We start from the raw sequence: 20,865 nt of genomic DNA on the forward strand, positions 1-20,865 counted from the left end.
CTGGAATGGGCGACCTCCTGCCCCCCGCCGCGGCACAACTTCCGGACGCTGCCGCGCATCCGCTCCGAACGCCCGGCGTTCGACCTGCACTATCCGGCCACGATCGGCCGGATCGACTACCACGCGACTCCCGAGATCAGTTAAGGCGGCCATGGCATGAAGGTGGAAGGCATCATCTTCAACTTCTTCGGAGTTTTCGCCGGGGCCGCCGCGCTGGTGTACTGGTTCTGGTCGAAGGACCCGACCGGCACGGCCGCGCTGACCCTCACCACGGGGCTCGGCCTGCTCGTCGGCGGATACTTGATCTTCACCGGCCGGCGGATCGGGATGCGCCCRCAGGACCTGCCGGATGCGGAGGTCGCCGACGGGGCTGGGGAGCTCGGGCACTTCACCCCGGGCAGCTACTATCCGTTCTTCATCGGGGCCAGCTCGGTGACGGCGGCGATGGGCCTCGTCTTCGGCGTCTGGATGATCATTCTCGGTGCGCTTCTGGTCGTGGTGTTCGTGACTTGCCTGGTCTTCGAGAACTTCTGGCACCCGCCGGTGCCCGAGGACTGATCCCGCCCGGGTCGGGGTCGCCCTTCCCTCGGGGGCCCCGACCCGGGCGGGATCAGAGAGCCGTGGCCGCCGCCGCGTCAACCGCTGCGGCGCTCTGGCTCGCGGTCACCCAGCGCTCCAGGACGGCCCGGGCGGCACCGGAGTCCACCGCCTCGGCCGCCCGGGGCAGGGCGGCGGCGATCTGCTCGGTGACGGGGGCATCGGAGGGGCCGGCCGCGGCGACCAGGGCGGTGGCGGCGGCGAGCAGGACCGCGTCGCGGACGGGTCCGGGCTCACCGGCGAGCACCGACCGGGTGACGGCGGCGTTGTAACGGGCGTCCGCGCCGCGCAGCGCGGCGTGGTCCGCGACGTGGATGCCGACGTCGCGGGGGTCGAACCGCTCGCGGCGCGGCTGTCCGGCGCCGGCCGCGACGACCCACACGGCGGACGTCGTCACCGGGGTGAGCTCGTCGAGCCCGTCGTCGCCGCGGAACACCAGCGCCCGGGTGCCCCGGTCCGCCAGCACCCCGGCGACGACGGGAGCGAGCCGCGCGTCGGCGACGCCGATTGCCTGCGCGCCGGGGCGGGCCGGGTTGCTCAGCGGCCCGAGGATGTTGAACGCGGTGGGCACGCCGATCTCGCGCCGGACCCCGCCGACGTGCCGCATCGCCGGGTGGAAGACCTGGGCGAAGCAGAAGGCGATGCCGGCCGTAGCCAGGCACGCCTCGACGCCGGACGGCGACAGGTCGACCACGACACCGAGCTCCGCGAGCAGGTCCGCCGAGCCGCAGGATGACGACGCGGCCCGGTTTCCGTGCTTGACCACCGGCACACCCGCGCCGGCAACGACCAGCGCGGCCATCGTCGACAGGTTCACGGTGTGGGAACGGTCGCCACCGGTCCCGCAGGTGTCCACGGCGCGGGCCCGTACCCGCTCGGACAGGCTCAGGGGCGTGGCACTGGCCAGCATGGCCTCTACCAGGCCGGCGATCTCCTCCGGCGTCTCCCCTTTGGACCGCAGCGCCACCGCGAACCCGGCCACCTGCGCGGGCGAGGCGACCCCCGCCATGATCTGCTGCATCGCCCAGGCGGTGCGCGCGGAGTCCAGGGACTCGCCCGCTAGCAATGCTCCTATCAGCTCCGGCCAGCTCGTCCCGGCGGTCGGGAGAGCCCCGGCGGGGGACGCCCCGGCGGGGGAGCGGCCGGTGTGGGAGTGGGATGCGCCAACGGTGGTCATACCTCGGAAGCCCTGGATCTCAGTGGGCGAGCTGGGCGCCGGTGAGCGGCCGACGGGCCACGGCGCCGCCGGCACGCGCCCGCAGCAGTGTCACGACCGCCTCGGTGAGTAGACCCGGATCGATCGGATGGGTGACCACCGCATCCGCCTGGGACCAGGTGGCGAGCCAGCGGTCGTCCGGGCGGGCGACCAGCAGGATGGTCGGCGGACAGTTGGTGACCTCGTTCTTCAGCTGCCGGCAGAGCCCCATGCCCCCGCTGGGGGTGGCCTCCGCGTCGAAGACGCACAGATCCGCCTCGTGATGATCGACTACGCCGATCGCCTCGGGGGCGTCGGTGGCCTCGACGAACTCGATCGGACCGAGGTCGGCGGCGGGGAGACGGCCGATCGCGTTCCGGACGTGTTCGCGCACATCCGCTCGGTCGGCGTAGACGAGGACGGTGCTCATGTCGTCCGCGGGCCTTTCGCGAGAGGTGACCACCGCCGACCGGCGGCGAGCCGACCAGCGGTGAACTGCGGACCGCCCTCCAGGCACCTCGGAACTCCAGGCACCCGGAGCTCCGGGCGCCTCGGAAGTGGACGCTGCCATGTGAGAGTTGTCCTGTGCAGGCTACCTCCCGCGGACCGTTGGACGTGACCCGTGTCGCATCGCCCGACTGGCCCTCGCCGGGCCGGGTGAGGTCGGGATCACAGCTCCCTGGTTGCCTTCGGATCGTCCCGGGAGTGATACTGAGAATCGTTCTCAACCGGTGGATCCTGATGCCGGCCGGACCATGTGACGCCTCGAGCGTGATCGCCGGCGGCCTGGGGCGTTCCACCGCCGTACGACGGGCGTGATCCTATGAACGACCAGACCGATCTTCGTCTCACTCCGCAGCGGATGGCCGTGCTGGCGGTGCTGGCTGCCGCCCGCGACCATCCGACCGCGGCCGAGGTCCACGAGCGGGTGCGGACCRTATCCCCGGGGATCGGCAGTGCGACCGTGTACCGCACACTGGCGTTGCTGGTATCCGCCGGCCGAGCGCTCGAGCTGAACCTGGGCGACGGCACGGCGGCCCGGTACGACGCCAACACGAGTCGTCACGACCACGTGGTCTGCGACGGATGCCGTCGGGYGGTCGATATTGATCATCCCGTCCTCGACGGGATGATGGCCCAGATCGCGTGTCGCTCGGGATTCGCCATCACCGGGTACGACCTGCGGTTCCGGGGGCTGTGCCCGGACTGTCAGGCGAACGGCTCCGGCCCGGCCCGCGGCGCGGCCGGGACCGGCCAACAGTGAACACCCATCCACAAGGAGCGCTTCATGCCGAAGCTTGACGGCACCAAGACCCACGAGAACCTCAAGGAGGCATTTGCCGGCGAGAGCCAGGCGAACCGGCGTTACCTCTACTTTGCCCGCCRGGCCGACATCGAGGGGCTGACCGACGCCTCGTCGCTGTTCCGCGACACCGCGGAGGGCGAGACCGGTCACGCCTTCGGGCACCTGGACTTCCTCGCGGAGGTCGGCGACCCGGCGACGGGCGAGCCCCTCGGTACGACCACGAAGAACCTGGCCAGCGCCGTCGCCGGCGAGACCTACGAGTTCACCGCAATGTACCCGGGCTTCGCCAAGACCGCCCGCGAGGAGGGCTTCGAGGAGATCGCGGACTGGTTCTCGACCCTCGCCCGGGCGGAGAAGACCCACGCCGGTCGGTTCAAGAAGGCCCTCGACGCGCTGTCGGCCGAGGAGACGGYCGACGCCTGATCGTCGGGGTTTCTCGATCTACCGGGCCGGGGTGGCGGGGGCGATGCCAGTAGTCCCTCGTCGCCACCCCGGCTCGCATCGTCGCTCCCGCGCCGTGGGCCCTCGGCCGATTCGTGGGCCCTCGGCCGTTCCTGGACCGCCCGCCCGTTTACGGATCCCAGCATTTCCGGACAGGAGATCGCACGGTGGCGCTGACCATCGCCGACATCACCACCGACCACCAGGCGTACGCGGAGMGCCGGCTGCGGCTGCGCAGCCAGATGATCCTGGTGCGCGCCGAACGCCGGGTACGGGTCGGGGACATCGTCGTCCTCGAGTTCGAAAACGAGCAGACGCTGCGCTACCAGGTGCAGGAGATGGTCTACACCGAGCGGTTGACCGCCTCCGCCGACGTCGCCCACGAGATCGATGCCTACTCCCGCCTGCTACCCTCCAGCCACGTCCTCACGGCGACGGTGTTCATCGAGCTCTCGGTTCTGGAGACCGTCCGCGAGGAGTTGGGGCGGCTTGCCGGGCTGCAGCACAGTCTCGCCCTGGAGATCGGCGGAATCCGGGTGGCGGGCGAGGAGATCCCCGGCCTTGACGAGGATCCCGACATGCCCACCGAGACCGTCTCCGTGCACATGGTGCGCTTCGCGCTGACCGATTCGCTCCGGGACGCCTTCCGCGACCCCGGCGTGCCGGTCGAGCTTGTCGTGGAACACCCGGAGTACAGCGAGGCGACGCCGTTGACCGGAGCTACCCGGCGTGTCCTCATCGCGGATCTCGCGTTGCGGTCCTGACCGGCTCACCCGGCCGCTGCCTGCCGGTCACGGTCACGGCTGGCCACGGCTGGCCACGGCCGGTCACGGCCGCGGGTCCCCGTCGCGGGTGAGGTCGGACGCATCCGCGGGTAGTCGGTTCGCGCGCCGCGGGATGGGTAGGCGGAACATCTAGGGCACGCGTCCGTGTCGGCACGTCCGTCCGCCCGTCAACGTCAGCACGTTCATCCACGTCAGGGAGCCACCCGTGACCGATGACCAGCTACGTCCCGACCGCATCCGCCCCGGCGCCGCCGTCCCGCCCGGCGTCCCCTCCGCGCAGGGCACGGCCGCGCGGGCCGCGCTGCACCRCCTCGCCGAGGGCAAGGACGAGTGGGCCGCGCTCGGTGACCTCGCCGCCGCCGAGGTCCTGTTGCCCGACCTCGGTAACGACATCACCGATCTGTCGGAGGAGGACGACAGCCTCCTGCAGCTGCCGGTGGCCGAACGGCAGGACGGCACCCAGTTCGTCCCGACGTTCACCTCTGAGCAACGCCTGGCCGAGGCGCTGCCGGAGGTGGCGCGTTACCGCACGGTCCAGGTGGCGGCCCTGGGCCGGATCTGGCCGTCCGACGATCTTCTGCTCGCGGTCGATCCCGGCTCGGAGGGCGGCATCGCCCTGCCGGCGGACGGCCTGCGGGCGCTCGCCGCGATGTCCGGCTGAGGCCCGCCCCGGCCCGGCGTCACGTCACGTCACGGTCGGGGGTCACGGCGCGGTCGGGGGTGTCCGTGTTGGCTCGACTGTGCCCGCCGGAGGGCGCTGGCGGGCCGGTGTGTCGCGGGTGAGGCACGCAACATCGGCCGGGTCAGYCTTGTCGCTCCGCGTCGTTCGTAGGCCAACTGACATCGCTGTGACCTGCGTTTTTCCAGCTACGGCAGGGCTTTGCCGGGCAGGCGAGGCAGCCGCCACGATGATTCGGGGCGGTCATCGACGGGTCGTAGTCCTACCGAACGTCGAACCTACAGTGGCGCGTGGGCCGTCCCGTGCCAGAATGACCGACGTGGCCTCAGCCCCCGTCCTCGAGAAGGCTCCTCCACCACACCCGACGGCCAACCGTCCCTCGATGGTCTCGGTTGGCACGGTCGTGTGGCTGTCGTCGGAGCTGATGTTCTTCGCGTCCCTGTTCGCGATGTACTTCACGATCCGTTCGGTCAACAGCGGCAACTGGCCGCCGGTCACCGGCGACCCCGCCGGATCCGAACACGGACCCGTGGAGCTGCACGTCGGGTACGCGTTGTTCTTCACCGTGATCCTGGTCCTGTCCAGCGTCACCTGCCAGCTCGGCGTGTTCGCCGCCGAGCGTGGTGACGTGTACGGGCTACGGCGCTGGTACCTGATCTCGCTGATCATGGGTCTGGTGTTCGTCGGCGGCCAGGCGAACGAGTACTTCAGCGAGAACAAGTTCACGATGGCATCGCACGCCTACGGATCGGTGTACTACCTGACCACCGGTTTCCACGGGCTCCATGTGATCGGCGGTCTCGTCGCCTTCTTGATGGTGCTGGGCCGATCGACGTACGGGCGCTTCACACCGGAGAAGGCGACCTCGGCGATCGTCGTGTCGTACTACTGGCACTTCGTCGACGTTGTCTGGATCGCCCTCTTCGCGACCATCTACCTCCTCCAGTGAGCGACATGACTGCATCCTCGGGCACCTCGTCATCCTCGGACACGCCGTCGGGCATCCCACCGTCGGGCACCCCGGCGTCGGGCACTGCGGCGTCGCGATCCTCGGTGTCGGTCGCCGCCACGAAGCGGTTCTCGCGCGGACGCCGTTCGTCCGCGCGCCGCCGCCGGAGGTCCTCCGCGCTGGTCATGGTCCTCGGCCTGCTGGCCACGGGGGTGCTGTGGACGGTGCTGGCGCCGGGCGGCAACGCCGCGCAGACCCCGGACGCCAACGAGGCGGTCCGGCAGGGCCGGGCGCTGTACCTGCAGGGCTGCTCGACCTGCCACGGGCTGGGAGCGCAGGGCACGAACACCGGGCCCAGCCTCATCGGCGTCGGCGCCGCCGCGGTGGACTTCCAGGTGTCGACCGGCCGGATGCCGCTGGCCGCCCCCGCCGCGCAGGCCGACCGCAAGCCCCCGATCTACTCGGCGACCCAGATCGACCAGCTCGCCGCGTACATCCAGAGCCTTGGCGGCGGCGAGGAGGTGCCGAAGGTCACGGACGCGGCGCTCAACGACGCCGACCTGTCGCACGGCGGCGAGTTGTATCGGGCCAACTGCGCGCAGTGCCATCAGGCCGTCGGGCAGGGCGCGCCGCTGACCTACGGCAAGTTCGCCCCCTCGCTGAGCGAGGCCACCCCGGTGCAGGTCGTCGAGGCCATGCGGACCGGGCCGGAGTCGATGCCGGTGTTCGGCCCGCGCCAGCTCAACGAGGAGGACGCGACCGCGATCGCGGCCTACATCAAGCACATGAAGGAAGCGCCGAGCGCCGGTGGGTACAGCCTCGGTAACTACGGTCCGGTGCCCGAGGGACTGCTGGCCTGGCTGGTGGGCGTCGGTGCCCTGCTGGGTGTGTGCCTGTGGATCGGAGCGAGGCAGAAGGTATGAGTGACCAGACGGGCCGGGGCACGCCGGGGCCGGCGGATTCCGGTGCGGACCAGCCGTCCGTTCCGACGGACCGGCGCATGCACTACCCGGGCTACCAGGGCGAACCGGCCGACGAATCTGACCAGGACTCGATGAGCAGCATCTTCAGAAGGGCGAAACACCCGGTGGACACCTCCGGCCAGCCCGCCGGGGGATCCGGGGTGTCCGCCGGCGGCCCGGACGTCCCGGCCGGGACGTCGGACGGCCCGGAGGCCTTGGGCACGCCGCCCCACCAGACCGATTCGACCCGTGAGCCCGCGACCACGGCCGTTCGCCCGCAGGCGGGGGTCATCCAGCCGACCTACGGGGAGCGGGCCGCCGGTGGGGTGACCGTCCGTCCGCCGCGCGCGCAGGACGTGGACCGCCGGGCCGAGCGGCGGGCGGAGCGGCTGATTGCCGGCTGGTTCCTGATCTCGGTGATCGGCACCGTCGGGTTCGTTGTCACCAACTTCGTCGGTGACAAGTACAAGGCGTACTACACCCCCTCCCTCGGGGCCGCGCTGGGCCTCGCCGTCGGTGGGCTCGGCATCGGCCTGATCCTGTGGGCCAAGCGGCTGATGCCGCACGAGCAGGCCGTGCAGGAGCGCCACGCGTTCGCCTCCTCCAAGGAGGAGATCGCCGTCACYGAGGAGGAGATCGCGGCCGGGTTCGCCGACACCGGCCTCGCGCGCTACCCGTTGCTGYGCCGCACCCTGCTCGGGGCGGGCACCGTGCTCGGCGGGCTGATCGTGGTGCCGCTGCTGAACCTGACGAACACCAAGCCGGGCAAGAAGCTCGACCACACGAGCTGGGTGAAGGGTGCCCGCCTCGTCACGGAGGACGGCCGTTACGTCAAGCTCGGCGACGTCGCCATCGGCGGCATCGAGACGGTGTTCCCGGCCGTTCCGGTGACCGAGTCCGACGGCACCGTTGCGTACCAGCCGAAGACCGATGTCCAGACCAAGGCCGACAGCACGACGCTGCTCATCCGGCTGCCACCGGGGGTCGACCGCCCCCGCAAGGGCCGGGAGGACTGGGGCGTCGACGGCCACGTCGCCTACTCCAAGATCTGCACGCACGCCGGCTGCCCGGTCAGCCTGTACGAACAGCAGACCCATCATCTGCTCTGCCCCTGCCACCAGTCCGTCTTCGACGTGCGGGACGGCTGTCGGGCGATTTTCGGGCCGGCCAGCCGGTCCCTGCCACAGCTTGCCATCGCCGCGGACAAGGACGGGTTCCTCTACGCCCGTGACGGTGACTACCACGAGCCCGTCGGTGCCGCCTTCTGGGAGCGCTCATGACCACCGCATCCGCCCCCGAGTTCGTCAAGCGGCCGGGCCCGATCCGGAAGGCCAACCGTGAGCTCGACGAACGGTTCGGCAACCAGGCCTTTCTGCGGCGCAACCTGAACAAGGTCTTCCCCGACCACTGGTCGTTCATGATCGGGGAGATCGCCCTCTACAGCTTCGTCGTGCTGCTGCTGACGGGCATCTACCTGACTCTGTTCTTCGACCCGTCGAACAYCGAGGTCATCTACAACGGTTCCTACGTCCCGCTCAAGGGCGTGGAGATGAGCCGGGCCTACGCCTCGACGCTGGACATCAGCTTCGACACCCGGGCCGGTCTGGTGTTCCGCCAGATCCACCACTGGGCCGCGCTGGTCTTTGTCGCGTCGATGATCGTGCACATGTTCCGGGTGTTCTTCACCGGCGCGTTCCGCAAGCCCCGTGAGACCAACTGGCTGATCGGCATCGGTCTGKTCGCCCTGTCAATGCTCGAGGGCTTCGCCGGCTACTCGCTCCCGGACGACCTGCTCTCCGGCACCGGTCTGCGGATCGCGGCCTCGATCGCCCAGTCCATCCCGATCATCGGGACGTGGGCGTCSTTCCTCGTGTTCAACGGGGAGTTCCCGGGCGTCAACTTCCTGCCCAGGCTCTACGTGACGCACATCCTGCTGGTGCCGGGTGTCCTGCTCGCCCTGATCGGCGCGCATATGGGCATCCTGTGGCACCAGAAGCACACGGACTTCCCCGGGCCGGGCAAGACCGAGGACAACGTCGTCGGCCACCGGGTCTTCCCCGTGTTCGCGGTGAAGTCCGGCGGGTTCTTCATGCTGGTCTTCGCGATGCTCGCGCTGCTCGGCGGTCTCGCCCAGATCAACCCGATCTGGATGTTCGGCCCGTACGACCCGTCGAAGGTCAGCTCGGCCTCCCAGCCKGACTGGTACATCGGCTTCCTCGACGGCTCGACCCGGCTCATGCCGCCCTKGGAGTTCCGCGGGCTCGGGCACACCATCCCCGMGGTGTTCTGGCCGACTGCCGTCCTGCCGGGCATCCTGTTCACGCTGGCGGCGCTCTATCCCGCGCTGGAAGCCAGGTTCACCGGGGACACGAAGCCGCACAACCTGCTGCAGCGGCCACGGGAGGCGCCGACCAGGACCGCGATCGGCGCGATGGCGATCAGCTTCTACCTGGTGCTGATGATCTCCGGTGGTAACGACATCATCGCCAAGACCTTCAGCATCTCGCTGAACGCGATGACCTGGGCCGGCCGCATCGGGCTCATCGTCGTGCCACCGATCGCCTATGCGGTGACGAAGAAGATCTGCATCGCGCTCAACCAGAAGGACGCCGAGATCGAGCATCACGGCATCGAGACCGGGATCATCCGCCAGCTTCCCAGCGGGGAGTTCGTGGAGGACCACCGCCCGAAGCCGACTCCCGTCCCCGACCATCCGCTCGTCCCGACGGACCGGTTCGAGCTGCCGGCGGCCAACGGGCATGGCGACGGTCACGGCAAGGGGCTTGCGCGCCGCGCAGGCAAGGCCGTGACCGGGTTCTTCGTCGAGGAGAAGCAGCCACCCGGCGGCGGCCGGCAGTAGCCGCCCGGCCTGACGGAGCACGTCACGTCAGGCCGACGGGAACCATCCGTCACCGTCATACGCACGTACCGACCGGCCGGGGGCCGTACCGAATCCGGCTGCGGCGCGGATGGCGCCCGCGGCCGGCCAGCTCCACTCGCCCTCCAGCCGCACGAGCCGCACCCCAGGCCCACCGAGCCAACGGGCGATGCGTTCGGTCTCCTCGACGGAGGCGCACGGGGCCGGACCGGGCCGCGGCCGCACCGTCTCGGCGCTGGCGACCGCGGCGTCGACCCAGGGCCGCGGATCGACACCGGGCGGCACGCTCGCCGCCGACACCAGCCGACCGTGACGCACTACGGCCAGATCCCAGCCGGCCTCGGCGGTCGGGGCCGCGGCGACGAGCTCGGCGACCCCGGTGAGGGCCGACAGCCGCTGGGCACGTGCGGCTGCGCGGACGAACGCGATCATCCGGTCCCGCTGGACGGCGGCCTCCTCGTAGCGCCGCTCGGCGGCCAGCCGGTCGATCCGCCGCGTCGAGGCGGCGATGACCCGGCCCGGATCGCCGGTGATGGCGGCCCGGGCGGCGGCGACGTGCCGGCCGTAGCTCGCCACGTCCTCCCGGCCGTCGCACGGCGCTCCGCATCTGCCGAGGTCGGCGAGGGTACAGGCGGACCGGCGCACGCGCGGGGACAGGCGCCCGGAGCACTGGCGCAGCGGCACCGCGGCCAGCAGCGCCTCGGCGGCGGCGTCGGYGGCGCGGACGCTGCCGAACGGCCCGAGATAGGTCGCGTCGTCACGGGCGGCGCGCACCCGTGAAAGCCGTGGGAATGGCTCGTCGGTGAGCTTGAGATACACGGAGCGCTCCGGGAAGCGGGATCGGCGGTTGTACGGCGGCTTGTACTCGGCGATCAGCCGCAGTTCCCGGACCTCGGCCTCCAGGGCGTGCGCGCATCCGATCGCGTCAACCCGCTCGGCCAGCGCCACCATCGCCGCCATCCGCGTCCGGGGCTCGCTGGCGGTGAAGTAGGTACGGACCCGGGAGCGCACCGAACGCGAGGTGCCGACATACAGGGCTCGTTCGTCGGCGTCCCGGAAGATGTAGACACCCGGGCCCGTCGGCAGGCCGTCGGCCAGATGCCGTTTGCGTCGCTGGGCCGGCGACACCCGGGAGCTGTAGTCGTGCAGGTCCTCCAGGGTGGTCACGCCCGCGTTGCCGAGCCGTTCGAACAGCCCGTGCAGCACGTCGACGGTGGCCCGGGCGTCCGCCAGCGCCCGGTGGCGGGGCTCGACCGGGCTGCGGAACAGCGAGGCCAGCGACGTGAGCCGGCAGTCGGGGCTCTCGTCTCTCGTGACCACCCGCCGGGCGATACGCAACGTGTCCAGATACTCCCAGACGGGTACCGGATAGCCGCAGAGCTCGACGGCGGCGCGCAGGAAGCCGAGGTCGAACGGGGCATTGTGGGCGACGAGAACGGCGCCGCGGGCGAACTCCAGGAAGGTAGGCAGCACCTGCGTGACCGGCGGCGCCGTCGCCACCATCACGTCGGTGATGCCGGTGAGCACCGAGACCATCGGAGGGATGCCGACGCCCGGCCGGACCAGGGTGGCCATCTCGGCGAGGATCCGGCCGCCGCGGACCCGGACCGCGCCGATCTCGGTGATCTCGTCGCGTCCCGGGGAGGTGCCCGTCGTCTCCAGGTCGAACACGACGAAGGTCACGTCCGCCAACGGACGACCGAGATCATCCAGCCTGCCCTGTCGGGGCGGCCGGGGACGGTCCGGGGCGGGATCTGGGCGCACGGCGTCACGGTAGGTCCCACCCCCGACAGTTTTGCGCCCGGGATCGTCCGCGGACCYGGATGCGAAAGCAGGTCCGCYTCGCCGCACGTCGTCATGGAGGTTCCGGGTCATGGAGGTTCCGGGTCGCGGGCCGGTGGAAAACGACTAACGCTACCTGCTCCGTAGGGTGCCGGGTGTGCCACGGGCCGGTATTGGCCACGAAATTCTCCGCGGTTGTCCCGTTCATGGTCCCGTCGGGGCAGTCTGGTGCTTCTGTCGGGGCGTGCGCTCAAGCGTGCGGCCCACTCGGCAGGCCTGCGTGCGTCGAATGCGGAATCATGCCCAGGTGGCATGGTTCGAGACGAACGGCATTCGAGTGGCGCGGGTCGCGGTCGACTGTTTGAACGTTGACGTGATGGTGCGCTTCTGGTCCGCCGCATTGGGATACGAGGTGAGCCGGCGTGACGACGGGGCGATCCTGCGTCACCCGGCCGGCGCGGGACCCAAGCTCCTTCTCAGGCCCGGGGCGAAGCGCAATGCCGGCCGTAACCGGCTTCATCTGGATCTCTACGCCGTCGACGCGGAGCGTGTGATCGGCTGGTTGTCGACCCTCGGTGCCCGCCGGGTATCCCGGTACGACGACGACGGGGAGAGCGGATACGTTCTCAAGGATCCGGAGGGTAATGAGTTCCGGGTGATGACGGTTGGGCCAGCGGGATTTGCGCGCCCCTTCGTCTGACACCCCGGCGGGCCGGACTCCCGCGGGGCCGGACTCCCGGCGCGCCCAGCGGAAAACGTGACAGCTCGACGGCCGGGTGAACGGCCATCGGCCATCGGGTGCTGTCGTCACGTGCCGGACGACCCGGTCGATAGGGTCGCACCCATGCCGAGCGTCTTCACCCGGATCATCAACGGCGAGCTTCCCGGTCRCATCGTCTACTCCGACGAGCATGTGGTGGCGTTCCTGACGATCGCGCCGATCCGGCCGGGACACACCCTGGTTGTTCCCCGCACCGAGATCGACCACTGGATCGATCTACCCGATGACCTCCAGACCGCGCTGTGGAGCGCCGCGGCGACGGTGGGCCGCGCCATCGACGCGGCCTTCCGACCTCGGCGGGTGGCCGCGCTCGTCGCCGGGCTGGAGGTCCCGCACGTCCACGTGCATCTCCTGCCGATCGAGGACGAGACGCAGATCGACTTCAGGCTCGCCGACCACAACCCCGACTCGGCCGAGCTCGATGCCGTGGCCGAGCGGATCCGCGCCGCCCTCGGCTGAGCCGGGTACCGGTCTGGCGCGGTTCTGGCGGTTTCAGGGGTTCTGGCGGTTTCAGCGGTTCGTAGGGGTACGCGGCGGTCAGAGCTGGAACTTCGGCGGATCGACGGCGAACAGCGGTTCCCAGTTCAGGATGGCGTGCCCGGGCGGCGCATCGATGACGATGTTGCCCCGGACCCGTTGCCCGGCCTTGAGAGTCGACACCGACAGCCGTGGCGCGACGTTTTCGTAGCTGCCGTCGTACCGGGTGCCGTCGGAGGTCTGGATGTAGAAGTCGGACGGCGAGGCGGACGTCGACCCGCGGCTCACCTCGACCGTCACGTTAATGACGTAGTAGGCCCCCTGGGTGGGCGCGTCGCCGTACTGGGTCACCTTGCCGGTGGTGGAGCAGACGCTGTTGAGGGTGACCCTGGCTTCGAAGTCGCTGACCGAGGAGGTGGCCCGGCCGACGGCGGTGCCGGACCCGCCGATCGTCGCGGTGCCGGCCGCCGGCGCGTGCTGTGGCGTCACCGGAACGCAGTTCGGCACTCCGTTCGGGGCGGTCGCGGTCGGGGCGGCCGCGGTCGCGGTCGCAGTGGTGTTCGGGAGGTCGGGCACGGTCACCGTCGGGGCCGGCGGGGAGGCGATCTCGGTGCCGTCACCGCCGCGCACCGCGAGGGCGATCACGACACCGAGCACGATGGCGGCGACCACGGCGAGGGGCACGATGATGAACAGCGGATTGGCCCGCTGCCGGGGCGGAGGCAGCGGGCTGCCCTGCTGCCAGCCGCCGGGCGGCGGGTAGCCCCCCGGGAGGTTGTGGTAAGCCCCCGGGGGGCTCTGGTAGGCGTCGGGAGCGCCCTGGTAGCCGACCGTCCCCGGGTATGGGGCACTCCCACCCTGGTAGGGCCCGGCAGCCGCGGCCGGGGGATGGTCCGGCTGTTGCCAGCCGCCCGGTTGTCCCCAGCCCTGCCGTTCGCCGGGCTGTCCCCACCCTGGCGCGGCGCCGGGGTGCTGTGGGGCGCCGGGGTGCTGTGGGGCGCCGGGGTGCTGTGGGGCGCCGKGGTGCTGTGGGGCGCCGGGGTGCTGCGGGCCGCCGGGCTGCCCGCCCCACTGCTGCCCACCCGGTTGTGGGGCGGTGCCTGGCCAGGCGAGGCGTGTCTCCTCCGAGTCGGGCTGGTTCGGCTGGCCGGGCTGGGGCGCTCCCCACGATGGGACCGGGGCCGCCGGGGGAGTAGAGGACGAACCGGAGGTGGGGGTGCTGCCGGCGTCCGCGGGCTGGTGCCAGGGATCACTCGGCTGCCTCCACGCCTCCTGGCTCCCGTCACCGCTGGGGGGCTGGTGAGGCGGGTTCTGGTCGGTCACGATGATCCTCTCAGGCGCAGCCAGGGCCGCGTTCGGAAGAAATCGAGCATAAGGGGCGCGCCTCGCGAGGCTACATAAGCCGACTTTCACCTAAGACAATGACCGCCCAGCCGTAGGCCGYGACGTACCGATCCGGCCGGTAGCGGCTGTGAGTGCCCTGAGCTCTCCCGATAAGCTGTACTGTCATCGTTCTCCCCATCGGCTCCGGAGTCCCGCGTGCCTTGCTGTCTGGCCGGTTGGACGAGCCGTTGGAGATACGGCCCGCCCAGTTTTTCCGTCGTGCGCGTGATGACGGACATTTCGTCGCCACCCTCGGGTTCGCCGCATGCGTGAGCCGCTTCCGGCGCCGGTGCGTGCGCATGTCGTCGAGTTCGCCGAGCGGACGCTGGCGGATCTTCCCGAGTCGCAGGTCCCGCCGTCGCTGGTCGCGGTGCGCCGCTTCAAGCCCTCCCGCCGTGTCCGCCAGGGGGCCGTCCCGCTGGCCGCGGCGGTGGACGGTGACGTGTTCCGCGGCCGGGTCGCCGAGTGGATCCACCGTCATCATCCCGAGCTTGTCGAAGCCGTCAGCTCGCCGGACGGACCGCCGCCCGCGGCGCCCCCCGAGAAGATCGCCGCGGTCGCGTACCTGCTGCGGGTCTCCGGCTGGCAGGAGCTGGTCCAGGTCGCCGCGGCGTCCACGTCGGAGGCGGCGGCCCGCAGCCAGGTTGACGAGGCCGGGCGGACGATACTGCGGCTCACCGAACAACTCGAGACGAGCAAGCGCATCGCCGCGGCCGAGCAGGAGGAACTGCGCGAGCAGCTGCAGGCGGCCCGGGCGGAGGCGGACGAGGCTCGCCGGCGGCTGCGCTCGTCCGCTGCCGGGATCCGGCAGGCCGAGCAGGCCACGCGGGAGGCCCTGACCGCGGCCGAGGCGGCCCGGAACGCCGCCCTGGCCGCCAGTCGGGATGCCGAGGCGGAGACCCGGCGGCTGCGCGGCCGGGTGGCGGAGCTGGAGAGCGCGCTCGCCTCCACCCGCCGGGACAGCCGCGAGTCCCGCAGCGTCGATGACGCCCGGTTGCGCGTTCTACTTGACACCCTGATCGCCTCGGCGCACGGCCTGCGACGCGAACTCGACCTCCCGACGATGGTCGCGAGGCCCGCGGATCTCATCGCTCGCGGCGGAGCCGGTCCGAGTAACGGCCCGCAGGCGTTCGTCGGGGCCCGCGGGCGGCCGGACGACGACCCCTCCCTGATCGACGAGGTGTTGGCCGTCCCCGGGGTCCATCTGATCATCGACGGGTACAACGTGACCAAGCGGGGCTACGGCCGCCTCACCCTGCAGGCCCAGCGTGAGCGGCTGCTGTCCGGACTCGGTGCGCTCGCGGGCCGCAATCCCGACAGCGAGGTCACGGTCGTCTTCGACGCCACCGCCGTCGTGGCCCGGCCGGTGGGTGTCGCCATGCCTCGGGGGGTGCGCGTGCTGTTCAGCCGGCCCGGGCAGCTCGCTGACGAGGAGATCGTCCGGCTGGCGCGGATGGAACCGGAAGGCCGCCCGGTCTTCGTCATCACCTCCGACCGGGAGGTCGCGGAGAACTGCGTCGCAGCCGGAGCCCGGGCGGTGCCCTCGGCCGCTCTGCTGGCCCGCCTCGACCGGTAGGGGATCCGCCGGGCGGGACTTTCGCCGGGCGGGACTTGTCCGCCGAGAATTGTCGGACCCTGGACTTACCGTCGGTGAAGTCGGGAGATCGGTGCTCGGATTGTTTGTCGTCGCCGACCTCCACCGGTTCGGATCCGGAAGGTGCGCACGATGCTGATCGACTGTGACTCCTGCACCGCCCGTGGTGTCAGGTGCGCCGGCTGCATGATGACCGTCCTGCTCCCGGCGTCGGGCCCGCCCGTCGGCTGGGACGCCGAGGAGCTCGAGGCATTGCGGTTGCTCGCCGACGCCGGTCTGCTGCCCCCGCTCGCCGACGTGCGGACGGCCCTGCTGGACCAGGCGCCGCGGCCGGACCAGACGCCGCGGCGTCGCCGCGCCGGCTAGCCCGCCCGGCCGGGGGATTCCGGCGCGGGCGTCGGTGGGGCCGTGGGAAAACGCGGTGGGACCGTGGGAGAATATGAGCGGATGCGCGTGCTGGCCGTCACGAACGATTTCCCGCCCCGTCCCGGCGGGATCCAGGCCTACGTGCACAACTTCGCCTCGCGGCTGCCCGAGGGCGAGATCGTCGTCTACGCCCCGGCCTGGAAGAACGCCGCCGCCTTCGACGCCGAACAGAACTTCCCGGTCGTGCGGCACACCACGTCGCTAATGCTGCCGACACCGGACGTCCTGCGCCGAGCCAGAGAGATCGCCCGGGCGGAGGGATGCGACACGATGTGGTTCGGCGCCGCGGCACCGCTCGGGCTGCTTGGAGCCCGGCTGCGCCGCGACACGGCCATGCGCAGGATGGTCGCGAGCACCCATGGTCACGAGGTCGGCTGGGCGGCGCTGCCGGGGGCGCGTCAGGCGTTGCACAGCATCGGCACCGCGGCCGACGTCATCACCTATCTGACCGACTACACCCGGGCCCGGATCCGGCCCGCCTTCGGCGGCCATCCCACCTTCGCCCGGCTGCCCAGCGGAGTCGACCCCTCGCTGTTCCATCCCGGTCACGGGCGCGAGGAGATGCGCCGGCGCCACGGGCTGACGGGCCGCCGGGTGGTGGTGTGCGTAAGCCGGCTGGTCGCCCGCAAGGGCCAGGACATGCTGATCAGGGCGCTGCCCATGGTACGGAGCCGCGTACCGGACGCCGCGCTGCTGATCGTCGGCGGCGGTCCCCGGCGGGGTGACCTTGAACGGCTCGCCCGGGAGAACGACGTCGCCGAGCATGTGATCATGACTGGTTCGGTGCCGTGGGAGGAACTGCCGGCGCACTATGCGGCGGGCGATGTGTTCGCGATGCCCTGCCGCTCCCGCCTCGCCGGCCTGGAGGTCGAGGGGCTCGGCATCGTCTTCCTCGAGGCGTCGGCGACCGGCCTGCCGGTGGTGGCCGGCCGCAGTGGGGGTTCCCCCGACGCCGTCCTGCACCAGCACACCGGCATCGTGATCGACGGTACCGATCTGGCGCAGGTCGTGACGACCATCGGTGATCTTCTTGCCGACCCCGACCGGGCGGCGTCGATGGGTGCCGCGGGGCGGGCGTGGGTCGAGCTGCGCTGGCGGTGGGACGTCCTCGCGCAGGACCTGCGCACGCTGCTCGCCGGCCCGGACGGTTAGCGCGGGGTAGCGTAGATGTCCTCCACCGCCTGGCTGAACCGGTCGAGCACCAGCGAGCGGCGCACCTTCAGGCTCGGGGTGAGCTCGCCGGTCTCCACCGTGAAGTCCTGCGGCAGGATCGCGAACTTCTTGATGCTCTCGGCATGCGACACTGTCGCGTTCGCGGCGTCGATCGCATTCTGGATCTCGGTGCGCAGGCCGGCGTCGTCGATCAGGTCGGCAACCGTCGCGCCGGCCGGCTTGCCCGCCGAGGACCGCCACCGGTCGAACGCCTCGGGATCGAGCGTGACGAGGGCGGCGACGAAGGGCCGCCGGTCCCCGATCAGCATCGCCTGGCTGACCAGGGGATGGGACTGGATGATGTGCTCCAGTGGCGCCGGTGCGATGTTCTTCCCACCGGCGGTGACCAGCAGCTCCTTCTTGCGGCCGGTGATCCGCAGGAAGCCGTCGGCGTCGAGGTCGCCGAGGTCGCCGGTGTGCAGGAAGCCCTCGGCGTCGAGCGCCTCCTTCGTCGCGAGCTCGTTGTTGCGGTAGCCGCGGAACAGCAGGGGACCGCGGATGAGGATCTCCCCGTCATMGGCGATGGCGATCGTCACGCCAGGAAAGGGCTGGCCGACGGTRCCCATGCGGACGTTGCCCGGCCGGTTCGCCGCGGCCGGCGCGCTGGTCTCGGTCAGACCGTAGCCTTCGAGCACCGTGAACCCGATCCCGCGGAAGAAGTGGCCGAGGCGTTCACCCAGCGGCGCCCCGCCGCTGACCGCGTAGCGGGCCCGCCCACCGAGCGCAGCCTGGAGCTTGCCGTAGACCAGCGCGGCGAACAGCCGGTGCCGCAGCCGCAGGAGCAGGCCGGGGCCGCCGCCGTCGAGAGCCCGGCTGTAGGCGACCGCGGTGTTCTCGGCGGCGTCGAAGATCCAACCCCTGCCCTCGGCGTGCGCCTTGTGGCGTGCCCCGGCGTGCACCTTCTCGAACACCCGGGGCACGGAGAGCAGGAAGGTCGGGCGTACCTTGGCGAGATCGGGCAGCAGGGTCCGCGAGTCCGGGGTGTAGGCGAGGGTGAACGCCCCCTGGACCACGCCCACTTGGAGCATGCGGGCGAACACGTGCGCCAGCGGGAGGAACAGCAGTGTGGACGCACCGGGCGCGAACAGCTCGGGCAGCGTGGCGATGGCCGCCTCGGCGGTGAACAGCAGGGCGCGATGGGTGATCTCGCAGCCCTTCGGTTGGCCGGTGGTCCCCGAGGTGTAGATGATCGTCGCGAGGCTGTCGGCGTTGACGGACGCCCGGGCCGCCGTCAGCCGCTCCGGCGCGATGCCTGCGCCGTCCACGGCGAGACCGGCCAGCGCCCCGTGCTCGATGACGAGGACCTCCCGCAGCGCGGGGACGCCGTCGCGTATCTGTGCGACCCGCTCGGCGAGCTCGTCGTTTTCGACCACGAGAACCTCGACGCCGGCGTCCCGCAGGATCCACTCGATCTGGCCCGGGCTGGAGGTCTCGTAGATCGGCACGCAGACGGCTCCGGCCAGCCACGCCGCGTAGTCGACAATCGTCCACTCGAACCGGGTCCGGCTCGCCAGACCGACGCGGTCCCCGGGCCGCACCCCGCGGGCGATGAAGCCCCGGGCGGTGGCCACGACGTGATCGTGGAACTCGCGGACGGTCATGCCGACGAACTCGTCGTCGATCTTGTGTTGGATAAGCGTACTGYCCGGATGTGCCGCCGCGTTGCGGAACACGGCGTCCGTCAGGGTCGCATCGTCGGCGATGGTGACCAGGGGCGGGGAGGTGTACTCGCGCACTGCTACTCCTACCAGATGGCTTGTGCGCGCCGGAGGACGACGCCACGGAACAACGGAAGCACGGAACAACGGAAGCACGGAACAACGGAAGAACGGAAGGCCAGGCCAGGGCATCAGACGTTAGCCTCCGGGCAGGCGGTTTGCGACCTTGCGGGGTGCAAAGGGTTCCCTTCGACGGTGTCCGGCCGGTGATCRTCGCCGGTGAGCGCGACCGCCGGGGATACGTCCTGAGATATGCCCGGGATCCRCACGGCATCCCTCATCGGCCGGATGGACCGTTCGAGTAGGGGCGACGGACCCCTGTCGSCGCCTAAGCTTCCAGCCATGCGGGTCCACGTGGTCAGCGACGTGCACGGGCGGGCGGATGCGCTGGCGGCGGCGGGCGAGGGGGCCGACGCGTTCGTGTGTCTGGGTGATCTCATCCTCTTCATCGACTACCACGATCACGGCCGGGGCATCATGGGCGACCTGTTCGGCGCCGAGGCCGTGGGTCGCATGATCGAGTTGCGTAACGCCCAGCGGTTCGACGAGGCCCGGGAATGGTCCCGGACGCTGTGGGCGAGCCTGGGCGGGGACCGTACGCAGATCGTGGAGGCGGCCATCCGCCGTCAGTACGAGGCGCTGTTCGCGGCGTTCCCGACCCCGACCTACCTGACCTTCGGCAACGTCGATCTGCCGCACCTGTATCCCGAGTACCTGCGCGACGGCGTCACCCTGCTGGACGGGCAGACCACCACGATCGGGGGGTTGCGGTTCGGCTTCGTCGGCGGGGGGCTACAGACCCCGATGCGCACCCCCTACGAGATTGACGACGACGCCTTCGCCGCCAAGGTCGCCGCGGTGGGCGAGGTCGACGTCCTGTGCTGCCACATCCCCCCGCACATCCCCGAGCTGGTCTACGACATCGAGGCACGCCGCTTCGAGCGCGGCAGTGTGGCGATCCTCGAAGCCATTCACGCGACCCGGCCGCGCTACGTGCTCTTCGGGCATGTGCACCAGCCGTTGACGGCCAGCCTGGAGATCGACGGCACACGCTGCGTGAACGTCGGACATTTCCATGCTCGGGGGACGCCCTTCGTTCTTGAGTGGTAGCCGGCCGCTCGGCCGGGCGCGCTCGGTGTTCCGGTAGCCTCAGGCGATCGGTCGGGGATTGTTCCCGGGCCCCGGAGAGATCCGGGTTGCCGGTGGGCCGGCGACGCCGTGCTCTTCAGCCGCGCTCGAAGAATGTGGAGGTGCTGTCTGCCATGGCGGACCACGCCCGATCGACGATCGTCATCAACGCCCGGCCCGCCGCGGTGATGGGGGCGATCGCCGACATCTMCGCGTATCCGACCTGGATCGGCCAGATCGAGGAGGCCGAGATCCTCGATGTGGGCCCGGACGGCCGTCCCCGGCGCGCCCGGTTTCGGATCAACGCCGTCGTCATCAAGGACGAGTTCGTCAACGAGTACACCTGGAAGGGCGATGATCAGGTCGTCTGGATCATGGTCGAGGGCCAGGCGATGTCATCGCAGGACGGCAGCTACACCCTGCGCGACCTGGGTGACGGTAGCACCGAGGTGACCTACGACCTCACCGCCGAGACGAAGATCAAGATTCCTGGTCTGCTCCGGCGGAAGGTGCAGAGCGGCATCGTGGAGGCCGCTCTCAAGGACCTCAAGAAGTACGTCGAGAGCTGAGCG

At 70.9% G+C, this 20,865-nt stretch carries 21 protein-coding genes; 16 read left to right on the top strand and 5 right to left on the bottom strand.

Going from position 1 to position 20,865, the window contains the following annotated elements; translation table 11 throughout:
- The first annotated feature begins 156 nt into the window (after window positions 1–156).
- The gene (locus Manayef4_RS02140; protein ID WP_011437500.1) at window positions 157–558 is read left to right on the top strand and encodes a cytochrome c oxidase subunit 4; all 402 of its coding nucleotides are present in this window, start codon (window positions 157–159) and stop codon (window positions 556–558) included.
- 52 nt (window positions 559–610) lie between these two features.
- Here the strand turns inward: Manayef4_RS02140 and trpD are convergent, their stop codons facing one another.
- Together trpD and Manayef4_RS02150 are read right to left on the bottom strand one after the other, a co-directional pair.
- Window positions 611–1,774 carry an anthranilate phosphoribosyltransferase gene (gene trpD / locus Manayef4_RS02145; protein ID WP_011437499.1) on the bottom strand — a complete coding sequence of 388 codons (1,164 nt, stop codon included), beginning with the start codon at window positions 1,772–1,774 and terminating at the stop codon, window positions 611–613.
- A gap of 19 nt (window positions 1,775–1,793) precedes the next feature.
- Window positions 1,794–2,222, bottom strand: a complete 429-nt coding sequence (locus tag Manayef4_RS02150; RefSeq protein ID WP_011437498.1) for a response regulator — start codon at window positions 2,220–2,222, stop codon at window positions 1,794–1,796.
- 393 nt (window positions 2,223–2,615) lie between these two features.
- Between Manayef4_RS02150 and Manayef4_RS02155 the strand changes: the two genes are divergently transcribed.
- From Manayef4_RS02155 to Manayef4_RS02190, 8 genes are all read left to right on the top strand, one after another.
- The gene (locus Manayef4_RS02155; RefSeq protein ID WP_070130458.1) at window positions 2,616–3,056 is read left to right on the top strand and encodes a transcriptional repressor; all 441 of its coding nucleotides are present in this window, start codon (window positions 2,616–2,618) and stop codon (window positions 3,054–3,056) included.
- Between the two features lie 24 nt (window positions 3,057–3,080).
- On the top strand, window positions 3,081–3,521 hold the full coding sequence (locus Manayef4_RS02160) for a rubrerythrin family protein (protein ID WP_070130459.1): 441 nt from the start codon (window positions 3,081–3,083) through the stop codon (window positions 3,519–3,521).
- A 185-nt stretch (window positions 3,522–3,706) separates the two neighbouring features.
- Window positions 3,707–4,303, top strand: coding sequence for a DUF3501 family protein (locus Manayef4_RS02165; RefSeq protein ID WP_070130460.1), 597 nt, complete (start codon window positions 3,707–3,709; stop codon window positions 4,301–4,303).
- Between the two features lie 226 nt (window positions 4,304–4,529).
- A complete protein-coding gene (locus Manayef4_RS02170) occupies window positions 4,530–4,985 on the top strand; it encodes an SseB family protein (RefSeq protein ID WP_083282236.1) in 456 nt (151 codons plus the stop codon).
- A gap of 328 nt (window positions 4,986–5,313) precedes the next feature.
- The gene (locus Manayef4_RS02175; RefSeq protein WP_035941687.1) at window positions 5,314–5,952 is read left to right on the top strand and encodes a heme-copper oxidase subunit III; all 639 of its coding nucleotides are present in this window, start codon (window positions 5,314–5,316) and stop codon (window positions 5,950–5,952) included.
- A 5-nt stretch (window positions 5,953–5,957) separates the two neighbouring features.
- Window positions 5,958–6,875, top strand: a complete 918-nt coding sequence (locus Manayef4_RS02180) for a c-type cytochrome (protein WP_011437492.1) — start codon at window positions 5,958–5,960, stop codon at window positions 6,873–6,875.
- Window positions 6,872–8,194 carry a Rieske 2Fe-2S domain-containing protein gene (locus Manayef4_RS02185; protein ID WP_070130461.1) on the top strand — a complete coding sequence of 441 codons (1,323 nt, stop codon included), beginning with the start codon at window positions 6,872–6,874 and terminating at the stop codon, window positions 8,192–8,194. The genes Manayef4_RS02180 and Manayef4_RS02185 overlap by 4 nt, the downstream gene beginning before the upstream one ends.
- Entirely contained in the window at window positions 8,191–9,774 is a 1,584-nt protein-coding gene (locus tag Manayef4_RS02190) for a ubiquinol-cytochrome c reductase cytochrome b subunit (RefSeq protein WP_070130462.1), read from the top strand. The genes Manayef4_RS02185 and Manayef4_RS02190 overlap by 4 nt, the downstream gene beginning before the upstream one ends.
- 27 nt (window positions 9,775–9,801) lie before the next feature.
- Here Manayef4_RS02190 and Manayef4_RS02195 read toward each other — a convergent pair whose 3' ends face one another.
- Window positions 9,802–11,556: a DEDD exonuclease domain-containing protein gene (locus tag Manayef4_RS02195; RefSeq protein WP_070130492.1), complete on the bottom strand. Its 1,755-nt coding sequence runs from the start codon at window positions 11,554–11,556 to the stop codon at window positions 9,802–9,804.
- Window positions 11,557–11,863: 307 nt separating this feature from the next.
- Between Manayef4_RS02195 and Manayef4_RS02200 the strand changes: the two genes are divergently transcribed.
- Window positions 11,864–12,274 (top strand): VOC family protein, encoded by a 411-nt coding sequence (locus Manayef4_RS02200; protein WP_011437488.1) that lies wholly within the window; start codon window positions 11,864–11,866, stop codon window positions 12,272–12,274.
- 144 nt (window positions 12,275–12,418) lie between these two features.
- The gene (locus Manayef4_RS02205; protein ID WP_070130463.1) at window positions 12,419–12,814 is read left to right on the top strand and encodes an HIT family protein; all 396 of its coding nucleotides are present in this window, start codon (window positions 12,419–12,421) and stop codon (window positions 12,812–12,814) included.
- 78 nt (window positions 12,815–12,892) lie between these two features.
- Here the strand turns inward: Manayef4_RS02205 and Manayef4_RS02210 are convergent, their stop codons facing one another.
- Window positions 12,893–14,155 (bottom strand): DUF4352 domain-containing protein, encoded by a 1,263-nt coding sequence (locus tag Manayef4_RS02210; protein ID WP_070130464.1) that lies wholly within the window; start codon window positions 14,153–14,155, stop codon window positions 12,893–12,895.
- Between the two features lie 325 nt (window positions 14,156–14,480).
- Between Manayef4_RS02210 and Manayef4_RS02215 the strand changes: the two genes are divergently transcribed.
- From Manayef4_RS02215 to Manayef4_RS02225, 3 genes are all read left to right on the top strand, one after another.
- Complete coding sequence (locus Manayef4_RS02215; protein WP_011437485.1) at window positions 14,481–15,791, top strand: NYN domain-containing protein; 1,311 nt, start codon at window positions 14,481–14,483, stop codon at window positions 15,789–15,791.
- A 150-nt stretch (window positions 15,792–15,941) separates the two neighbouring features.
- Window positions 15,942–16,175, top strand: coding sequence for a hypothetical protein (locus tag Manayef4_RS02220; protein WP_011437484.1), 234 nt, complete (start codon window positions 15,942–15,944; stop codon window positions 16,173–16,175).
- Window positions 16,176–16,256: 81 nt separating this feature from the next.
- Complete coding sequence (locus Manayef4_RS02225) at window positions 16,257–17,387, top strand: glycosyltransferase family 4 protein (protein ID WP_035731677.1); 1,131 nt, start codon at window positions 16,257–16,259, stop codon at window positions 17,385–17,387.
- On the opposite strand, the gene Manayef4_RS02230 is transcribed toward Manayef4_RS02225, so the two are convergent.
- Entirely contained in the window at window positions 17,384–19,183 is a 1,800-nt protein-coding gene (locus Manayef4_RS02230; protein ID WP_070130465.1) for a long-chain fatty acid--CoA ligase, read from the bottom strand. The genes Manayef4_RS02225 and Manayef4_RS02230 overlap by 4 nt on opposite strands.
- Window positions 19,184–19,507: 324 nt before the next feature.
- Here Manayef4_RS02230 and Manayef4_RS02235 point away from each other — a divergent pair, with 324 nt between their 5' ends.
- Both Manayef4_RS02235 and Manayef4_RS02240 read left to right on the top strand, forming a co-directional pair.
- Window positions 19,508–20,275: a metallophosphoesterase gene (locus Manayef4_RS02235; RefSeq protein WP_023841261.1), complete on the top strand. Its 768-nt coding sequence runs from the start codon at window positions 19,508–19,510 to the stop codon at window positions 20,273–20,275.
- Window positions 20,276–20,427: 152 nt separating this feature from the next.
- Window positions 20,428–20,862: an SRPBCC family protein gene (locus Manayef4_RS02240; protein WP_070130493.1), complete on the top strand. Its 435-nt coding sequence runs from the start codon at window positions 20,428–20,430 to the stop codon at window positions 20,860–20,862.
- Window positions 20,863–20,865 lie beyond the last annotated feature (3 nt).

This window comes from Frankia sp. CgMI4 (assembly GCF_001756285.1).
GTDB classification, from domain to species: domain Bacteria; phylum Actinomycetota; class Actinomycetes; order Frankiales; family Frankiaceae; genus Frankia; species Frankia casuarinae.

Coding starts and splice junctions, on each gene's coding strand:
- trpD (WP_011437499.1), bottom strand. CDS start 1,774: ATGACCACCGTTGGCGCATCCCACTCCCACACCGGCCGCTCCCCCGCC.
- Manayef4_RS02150 (WP_011437498.1), bottom strand. CDS start 2,222: ATGAGCACCGTCCTCGTCTACGCCGACCGAGCGGATGTGCGCGAACAC.
- Manayef4_RS02175 (WP_035941687.1), top strand. CDS start 5,314: ATGACCGACGTGGCCTCAGCCCCCGTCCTCGAGAAGGCTCCTCCACCA.
- Manayef4_RS02180 (WP_011437492.1), top strand. CDS start 5,958: ATGACTGCATCCTCGGGCACCTCGTCATCCTCGGACACGCCGTCGGGC.
- Manayef4_RS02200 (WP_011437488.1), top strand. CDS start 11,864: ATGCGGAATCATGCCCAGGTGGCATGGTTCGAGACGAACGGCATTCGA.
- Manayef4_RS02215 (WP_011437485.1), top strand. CDS start 14,481: ATGCGTGAGCCGCTTCCGGCGCCGGTGCGTGCGCATGTCGTCGAGTTC.
- Manayef4_RS02220 (WP_011437484.1), top strand. CDS start 15,942: ATGCTGATCGACTGTGACTCCTGCACCGCCCGTGGTGTCAGGTGCGCC.
- Manayef4_RS02225 (WP_035731677.1), top strand. CDS start 16,257: ATGCGCGTGCTGGCCGTCACGAACGATTTCCCGCCCCGTCCCGGCGGG.
- Manayef4_RS02235 (WP_023841261.1), top strand. CDS start 19,508: ATGCGGGTCCACGTGGTCAGCGACGTGCACGGGCGGGCGGATGCGCTG.